Origin of the sequence: Streptomyces sp. NPDC050422, from assembly GCF_044458665.1 — a bacterium.
In the GTDB taxonomy this organism is placed as follows: Bacteria; Actinomycetota; Actinomycetes; order Streptomycetales; family Streptomycetaceae; genus Streptomyces.
In genome coordinates, this window is sequence record NZ_JBITIE010000030.1 from 66,668 (window position 1) to 73,986 (window position 7,319).

At 71.0% G+C, this 7,319-nt stretch carries 6 protein-coding genes; 4 read left to right on the forward strand and 2 right to left on the reverse strand.

Going from position 1 to position 7,319, the window contains the following annotated elements; translation table 11 throughout:
* Nucleotides 1–220 precede the first annotated feature (220 nt).
* From ACIBJG_RS34985 to ACIBJG_RS35000, 4 genes are all read left to right on the forward strand, one after another.
* Nucleotides 221–2,881, forward strand: a complete 2,661-nt coding sequence (locus tag ACIBJG_RS34985) for an alpha/beta fold hydrolase (protein WP_399313831.1) — start codon at nt 221–223, stop codon at nt 2,879–2,881.
* A complete protein-coding gene (locus ACIBJG_RS34990; protein ID WP_399313835.1) occupies nt 2,878–3,768 on the forward strand; it encodes an ABC transporter permease in 891 nt (296 codons plus the stop codon). The genes ACIBJG_RS34985 and ACIBJG_RS34990 overlap by 4 nt, the downstream gene beginning before the upstream one ends.
* 132 nt (nt 3,769–3,900) lie before the next feature.
* Nucleotides 3,901–5,502 carry a von Willebrand factor type A domain-containing protein gene (locus tag ACIBJG_RS34995; protein ID WP_399313836.1) on the forward strand — a complete coding sequence of 534 codons (1,602 nt, stop codon included), beginning with the start codon at nt 3,901–3,903 and terminating at the stop codon, nt 5,500–5,502.
* A gap of 87 nt (nt 5,503–5,589) precedes the next feature.
* Nucleotides 5,590–6,036, forward strand: coding sequence for a DUF1772 domain-containing protein (locus ACIBJG_RS35000; RefSeq protein WP_399313838.1), 447 nt, complete (start codon nt 5,590–5,592; stop codon nt 6,034–6,036).
* A gap of 18 nt (nt 6,037–6,054) precedes the next feature.
* Here the strand turns inward: ACIBJG_RS35000 and ACIBJG_RS35005 are convergent, their stop codons facing one another.
* The gene (locus ACIBJG_RS35005) at nt 6,055–6,369 is read right to left on the reverse strand and encodes an L-rhamnose mutarotase (protein WP_399313840.1); all 315 of its coding nucleotides are present in this window, start codon (nt 6,367–6,369) and stop codon (nt 6,055–6,057) included.
* 598 nt (nt 6,370–6,967) lie between these two features.
* Nucleotides 6,968–7,319, reverse strand: a 352-nt coding sequence (locus ACIBJG_RS35010; protein ID WP_399313841.1) for a hypothetical protein, incomplete at its 5' end; no start/stop codon positions are given.

A 7,319-nucleotide genomic window follows, 5' to 3' on the forward strand; every position in this document is an offset into this window, starting at 1 on the left:
GCGCCCAGCCCCCGCCGCATCGTAAGGGGAGCTTCCGTACGGCACGCGCCCGATTTCTGGCAGGTTGTCCCTGGAGAGCTTTTCGCCGACCGGGCCCGGCCGCGAGGTGGGCATACCGCGAGCGGAGTACACCGGGGGAGCGCCGTACGCCTTGAGGATGCTGAGTGCCTCCGCCTGACGGCAGCGCAGGCGGGGCGGCGGCCCGCTTAGGCTCGACATCATGGAGACCCCTATTGCGCGTACGTCCCGGTGGCGGCGCCTGCTGCCCCGCGCCCGTGGCCGGTGGGCCGCGGGCATCGCCGCGCTCGTCGTGCTCGCCGGTGCGGGCACCTGGACCGCCGTGGCCGACGACAGCGCGCCGGCCGTCCACCGGCAGGACCGGATGATGCGCGTCGACGGGGTGTCCGTCGACACCTCGTACTTCACCACCGGCGGCACACAGCGCCGGCCCGCCGTGCTCATCGGCCACGGGTTCGGCGGCAGCAAGGCCGAGACGCGGGCGCAGGCCGAGCAGTTGGCCGCCGACGGGTACGCCGTCATGACCTGGTCCGCGCGCGGCTTCGGCAGGTCCGGCGGCAAGATCTCGCTCAACGCGCCCGACCGCGAGGTCAAGGACGTCTCCCGGCTGATCGACTGGCTCGCCGGCCGCCCCGAGGTGCTGCTCGACGGCAAGGGCGACCCCCGCGTCGGGATCACCGGCGCCTCCTACGGCGGCGCCGTCTCCCTCCTCGCCGCCGGGTACGACCGGCGCGTCGACGCCATCGCCCCGGAGATCACCTACTGGAACCTCGCCGACGCCCTCTTCCCCGACGGGGTGTTCAAGAAGCTCTGGGCCGGCATCTTCGTCACCACCGGCGGCGGCTGCGGGAACTTCGAGAAGCAGCTCTGTGACATGTACGAGCGGGTCGCCGTCAGCGGGAAGCCGGACGCCGCCGCGCGCGCCCTGCTCACCGAACGGTCCCCGAGCGCCGTCGCCGACCGCATCAAGGTCCCCGCGCTCATCGTGCAGGGGCAGACCGACTCCCTGTTCCCGCTCGGCCAGGCCGATGCCATGGCCAAGGCCATCAAGGCCAACGGCGCACCCGTCTCCGTCGACTGGATCGCCGGCGGGCACGACGGCGGCGACATGGAGACCGGCCGGGTGCAGAAGCGGGTCGGGGACTGGTTCGACCGCTATCTGAAGCAGGACGAGGGCGCCGCCACCGGGCCCGCCTTCCGCGTCACCCGCACCGGTGGCATCGACTCCACCGACGGGGCCGCCCTCACCCGGGGCGCGAGCAGCGACACCTACCCCGGACTGCTCAGCGGCCCGGAGAGCGTGGAACTGCGGGGCGGCGAGCAGAGGTTCAGCAACCCCGCCGGAGCCAACCCGCCCGCCATCTCCGCCGTCCCGGGCGTCGGCGGCGGCCTCGCCCAGCTGTCCACGCTCGGCGTCGGCCTCGCCATCGACTTCCCCGGGCAGTACGCCCGCTTCGACTCCGCCCCCCTCACGGCCTCGCGGCGCATCACCGGCTCACCGACCGTCCGCGTGAACGTGAAGGCGGGACAGGGCGACGCGGTGCTGTTCGGCAAGGTGTACGACGTGTCGCCGGACGGGAAGCAGCAGGTGCTCCCCTCCCAGCTCGTCACCCCCTACCGGATCACCCCCGAGCAGCAGGGCAAGCCGGTGGAGCTGACGCTGCCCGCCGTCGACCACGAACTCGACTCCGGACACCGCCTCCGGCTCGTGCTGGCCGCCACCGACCTCGGCTACGCGTCCCCGGCCGCGCCGACCACGTACACCGTCTCCCTCGACGGCCCGCTCACCCTGCCCACCGCACCCGGTCTCAAGACCGCCGCGGCCTCCCTCCCCTGGTGGACCTGGGGGCTCCCGGCCGCCGCCGTGGTGATCGCGGCGGCCCTGCTGCTGACCATGCGGCGCCGTACCGCCACCCCCGCCCCGGATCCCGCACTCACCGACGTACCGCTGCAGATCACCGGCCTGTCGAAGAAGTACGCCAAGTCCGCCGACCGGTACGCGGTCAAGGAGCTGTCGTTCCGTGTCGAGAAGGGGCAGGTGCTCGGGCTCCTCGGGCCGAACGGTGCCGGGAAGACCACCACGCTGCGCATGCTCATGGGGCTCATCACGCCCGACGACGGCGAGATCCGCGTCTTCGGACGGGCCATCCGGCCCGGCGCGCCCGTGCTGTCACGCGTCGGGTCCTTCGTCGAAGGCGCCGGCTTCCTCCCGCACCTGTCCGGCCGCGCCAACCTTGAGCTGTACTGGCAGGCCACCGGACGCCCCGCCGAGGACTCGCACATCGAGGAGGCCCTGGAGATCGCCGGCCTCGGCGACGCACTTGCCAGGGCTGTGCGTACGTACTCGCAGGGCATGCGGCAACGCCTCGCCATCGCCCAGGCCATGCTCGGGATGCCGGACCTCCTCATCCTCGACGAGCCGACCAACGGGCTCGACCCGCCCCAGATCCGCGAGATGCGGGACGTCATGATCCGTTACGCGGCCGGCGGCCGTACCGTCATCGTCTCCAGCCACCTCCTGTCCGAGGTCGAGCAGTCCTGCACCCACCTGGTGGTCATGGACCGCGGCCGGCTCGTCCAGGCCGGACCCGTCGCCGAGATCACCGGCTCCGGGGACATGGTTCTGGTCACCTCCGCCGAGGAGATCACCGAACCGCTCGTCGACAAGATCGCCGCGCTGGCGGGGATCGGCTCCGCCGTCCGTACCGATGACGCGCACGGGCTGCTCGTCCGGCTCGACGGCGCCACCTCACCGCAGCTCGTCACCGAACTGGTCCGCCTGGACGTGCCGTTGACCGGTGTGGGACCGCACCGCCGCCTGGAGGACGCGTTCCTCACCCTGATCTCCGGAGGCTCCGCATGAGTGCCGCAGCGAGTACCGCAGCCGAAGTCGCCGAGGCCCCCGAGGCGCCGGGATACCGCGCCCGGCGCACCCTTCCGCTGCGCGTCGAGGCGGTACGCCAGCTGCGCAGGCGGCGCACCCTGCTCATGGGCGGGGTGCTGGGCGCGCTGCCGTTCATCCTGATCATCGCCTTCGCGATCGGCGGCACCCCGGGCGGCGGGCCCGGGGGAGGCGAGCGGCTGACCCTGATGGACACCGCGACCGCGTCCGCCGCGAACTTCGCGGCGACGTGTCTGTTCGTCTCGGCCGGTTTCCTGCTGGTGGTCCCGGTCGCGCTGTTCTGCGGCGACACCGTGGCCTCCGAGGCCAGTTGGTCCTCCCTGCGCTACCTGCTGGCGGCGCCCGTGCCCCGGGCCAGGCTGCTGTGGAGCAAGCTCGTCGTGGCGCTCGGCTTCAGCCTCGCCGCGATGGTGCTGCTGCCGCTCGTGGCGCTGGCCGCGGGAGCCGCCGCGTACGGCTGGGGACCGCTCGAACTGCCCACCGGCGGTGCGCTCGCGACCGGGGACACCGTGCCCAGGATCGCGCTCGTCGTCGCCTTCATCTTCGTGTCCCAACTCGTCACCGCAGGGCTGGCGTTCTGGCTGTCGACGAAGACGGACGCCCCGCTCGGCGCGGTCGGCGGCGCGGTCGGGCTGACGATTGTCGGCAATGTGCTGGACGCGGTCACCGCGCTCGGCTCCTGGCGCGACTTCCTGCCCGCCCACTGGCAGTTCGCGTGGGCCGACGCGCTCCAGCCCGATCTGGAGTGGGCCGGCATGGCGAAGGGCGCGGCCATCTCGGTGACGTATGCCCTGATCCTGTTCGCCTTCGCCTTCCGGGGGTTCAGTCGTAAGGACATCGTGTCCTGACCTTGACATTCCGCCGGATCACCGTCCGTCGTTGCCGCATCGAGATCGTTCCGCAACGTCTTCGACGGCTCCGGCGCCCCCGCTCGCACGTCACATTCACACATGGTGGCGACGACACTGGGGGGCCGAAGGATGGGACGCAGGACACGGACGTACCGAGGAACAGTGGGGCTGTTCCTCGCAGGGGGAGTACTCCTCACCGGCTGCTCGGGCGGCGGCACGAGCCACACGAGTACCGCCGACAGCGGCAAACGGGCGGCCGGTCCCGCACCGGCCGCCACCGGTGGGGCCGCCTCCACGGGCGGGGCGGCCGCGGAAGCGGCGAAGCCGGCTGACGGTGCGGAGAAGACGGACCGGCTGAGGGAGTCCGCCGCACCCGACTACCTGTCCACCTTCGCGCTGGACGTGGACACCGCCTCGTACGGATACGCGCGCCGCACCCTCGCCGACGGCAGGCTGCCGGGCCCGGAGACCGTACGGCCGGAGGAGTTCGTCAACAGCTTCCGCCAGGGCTACCACCGCCCGGCCGGCAACGGCTTCACCGTCTCCGTGGACGGGGCGCGGGCCGGTTCCGAGGGCGGCGACTGGTCGCTGGTGCGGGTCGGCCTGGCCACCAAGGCCGCGCCCAGCGGCGCCGAACGGCCGCCCGCCGCCCTCACGTTCGTCGTCGACATCTCCGGCTCGATGTCCTCGTCCGACCGCCTCGGACTCGTGAAGACCTCGCTCGGCATCCTCACCGACGAGCTGCGCGACGACGACTCGGTCTCCCTGGTCACCTTCAGCGACGAGGCGGAGACCGTCCTGCCGATGACGCGGCTGAAGGACCACCGCGAGAAGATCCACGACGCCGTCGACTCCATGGAACCCGCCGACTCCACCAACGTGGGGGCGGGCGTCCGGCGGGGTTACGAGGAAGCCGTCGACGGCCACCGCAAGGGTGCCAACAACCGCGTCGTCCTGCTCTCCGACGCGCTCGCCAACACCGGCGAGACCGACGCCGAGGCGATCCTCGAACGGATCGACTCCGCCCGCCGCGACTACGGCATCACCCTCTTCGGGGTCGGTGTGGGCAGCGACTACGGCGACGCCTTCATGGAACAGCTCACCAACAAGGGCGACGGCCACACCACGTACATCGCCGACGAGGAGCAGGCCCGCAAGGTCTTCGTCGACCAGTTGCCCGCCCACATCGAACTGACGGCGCGCGACGCGAAGGCACAGGTCGCCTTCGACCCGAAGACCGTGGAGAAGTTCAAACTGATCGGCTACGAGGACCGCAAGGTCGCCGACGACGACTTCCGCAACGACAGCGTGGACGGCGGCGAGATCGGCCCCGGCCACACGGTGACGGCGCTCTACGCCGTACGCCTGCGGGACGGCGCCTCCGGCCATGTCGCCACCGCGACCGTGCGCTGGCTGGACCCCAAGACCCGGGACGCGCACGAGGAGACGGGTTCGGTCGAGACCGGCGCGATCGACGGCCGGCTGTGGGGCGGCAGCAGCACCCGGCTCCAAGTGACGGCCGCAGCCGCATATTTCGCCGACAGCCTGCGGGGCGGTGCACTCCCGGGCGCGCCCGGACTGGGCGAACTCGCCACCAGGGCCGACGAACTGGCCCGGAAGACCGAGGACGACTCGGTGGCCAAGCTGGCCACCGCCATCGGTGAGGCGAACCGCCTCAAGGACGGCCGTGCCGACACCGGAACGGGCGCGGGCGAGGGCGAGATGAACTGACCGGCCCACCGCGCCGCTGCGGGCGATGGCCGTACAGCCTGGCGAATTCAGGCTGTACGGCCGCTCCTGCCGCGCCATGATGAGCGCATGGGCTCCACGTTCCTGACTCTCGCCGTGATCACGACCGGCCTCTACGCCGGCTTCATGCTGACGTTCCTCGTCGCGATCATGACCGGACTGGCCGCACTTCCCGACGAAGGCTTCACCGCGGCGATGCGCCGCTTCAACGAGAAGGTCCCCGGGCCCGTCTTCCTCGTGCTCTTCCTCGGCGTGATCGCCTTCCCGGCGGTCGCGGTGTTCACCGAGTACGGCGACGGCCGGTGGCCACTGGTGGCCGTGGCGGTGGCGTGCGCCGTCGTCTCCCACCTTGTGACGATCGCCGGCAACATCCCGCTGAACAAGGCGCTGGCCGAGTCCGAGGGCGGCGACGACGGCGCGGCCCGTACCGCGTTCGAAGCCCGCTGGAACACCCTCCACCGCTTGCGTACCGCGCTCTCGCTGGCCGCGTTCGTCCTGCTGGCGGCTGCGGGCTGACCGTGCGCCGGCCGCGTATCAGGCCAGGTGGAAGACCTCGGTGAGCGGCACCATCGCCTCGTCCGCCGCCTGCGACTGCTCGAAGAAGCCCGCCATGTCACGCTGCCACCGCTCGTTGACCTCGGTCGCGGCCATCGCCTCACGGGCCGCGTCGAAGTCCTCGGTCTCCAGGTAGCCGACGAGCAGTCCGTCCGCACGCAGGAAGAGCGAGTAGTTGCGCCAGCCCGCCCCGGAGAGCGCGGCGAGCATGTCCGGCCAGACAGCGGCGTGACGCTCGCGGTACTCGTCGATGCGGTCCTTGCGTACGTTCAGCAGGAAGCAGACGCGCTGCATGATCGGGACTCCCGGGCAGGTGGGTGCGCCGGTACGAGGGCGCGGGGCAGACCGGCTGAAGGTCTGGCCGAGGGGGCGGCTGAAAGGTTTCAATCCGGCTCGTCGAAAGCTAGACGGCTGGTGGGTGTGCGGTCAATGGCGGCGCTGCGGCCGACGGGGATCCGTGCCGCGACGGGGTCGCGACCCGCCGCAGGCGGGGCGGCGGCGGGTCGGCGGCAGGCGTGCGGCGCCCTTATGCCGTCACTACGCACCGCTCGCTAGCGTGCCTCGGACCCACGAAGAAGGCCCTCCCGGTCGGAGGGCCCCACGATCATGCGACTGTGCGCCCCCGGCAGGACTCGAACCTGCGGCCAAGCGCTTAGAAGAGAGTGATCCTCTTCGCCTCGTTTGGGGCGTTGACCTGCGGACTAACGATGGGTTTCAGTTCGCTGAACTGATTCTTCCCCGTGTATTCACCGGAAGACGTCATTCCGCCCGTCGCTTCCACCCTGCGGGCCCGTGAACCACGCGGTCATCCCGAGCTGGCGTGGGCTATGGCTATGCGGTCACCGAGCTCCGCATGGCCCACCGGCTTCACATTCGGCAGTCTCAGACACCGCTATGCAGGGTCGCCACTGTGCCCGAAGGCCATGGCTGCGCGACACGTGTCCAGATGCTCAGGGCAGCCGAAGTACTGCTTCGGCCGTTTGAAGAACCCTTGGCGCTTGGTCACCCGGTACTCCGGCAATTCAGCACATGCCTGCACGTCGCAGGACGGGGCACGGTCCACATGAGGGATGCGGTAGAAGTCCATAGCGATCGTGTCGCGCGCGCTGATGCCGGCAGCGGCAACCTCGGCATCACTGCCGTAGAGGATCTGAGGTTCCCCCTGCGGGCCGGACAGCTTGATACTGGGACGGATGGTCCCGGAGGAAGCAGTCACAGGTAGTGAGCAAGAAGAGCAACATGAG

What these genes read in the sequence shown, in the direction of transcription:
- ACIBJG_RS34985 (WP_399313831.1), top strand. Translation starts at nt 221, where the DNA reads ATGGAGACCCCTATTGCGCGTACGTCCCGGTGGCGGCGCCTGCTGCCC.
- ACIBJG_RS34990 (WP_399313835.1), top strand. Translation starts at nt 2,878, where the DNA reads ATGAGTGCCGCAGCGAGTACCGCAGCCGAAGTCGCCGAGGCCCCCGAG.
- ACIBJG_RS34995 (WP_399313836.1), top strand. Translation starts at nt 3,901, where the DNA reads ATGGGACGCAGGACACGGACGTACCGAGGAACAGTGGGGCTGTTCCTC.
- ACIBJG_RS35000 (WP_399313838.1), top strand. Translation starts at nt 5,590, where the DNA reads ATGGGCTCCACGTTCCTGACTCTCGCCGTGATCACGACCGGCCTCTAC.
- ACIBJG_RS35005 (WP_399313840.1), bottom strand. Translation starts at nt 6,369, where the DNA reads ATGCAGCGCGTCTGCTTCCTGCTGAACGTACGCAAGGACCGCATCGAC.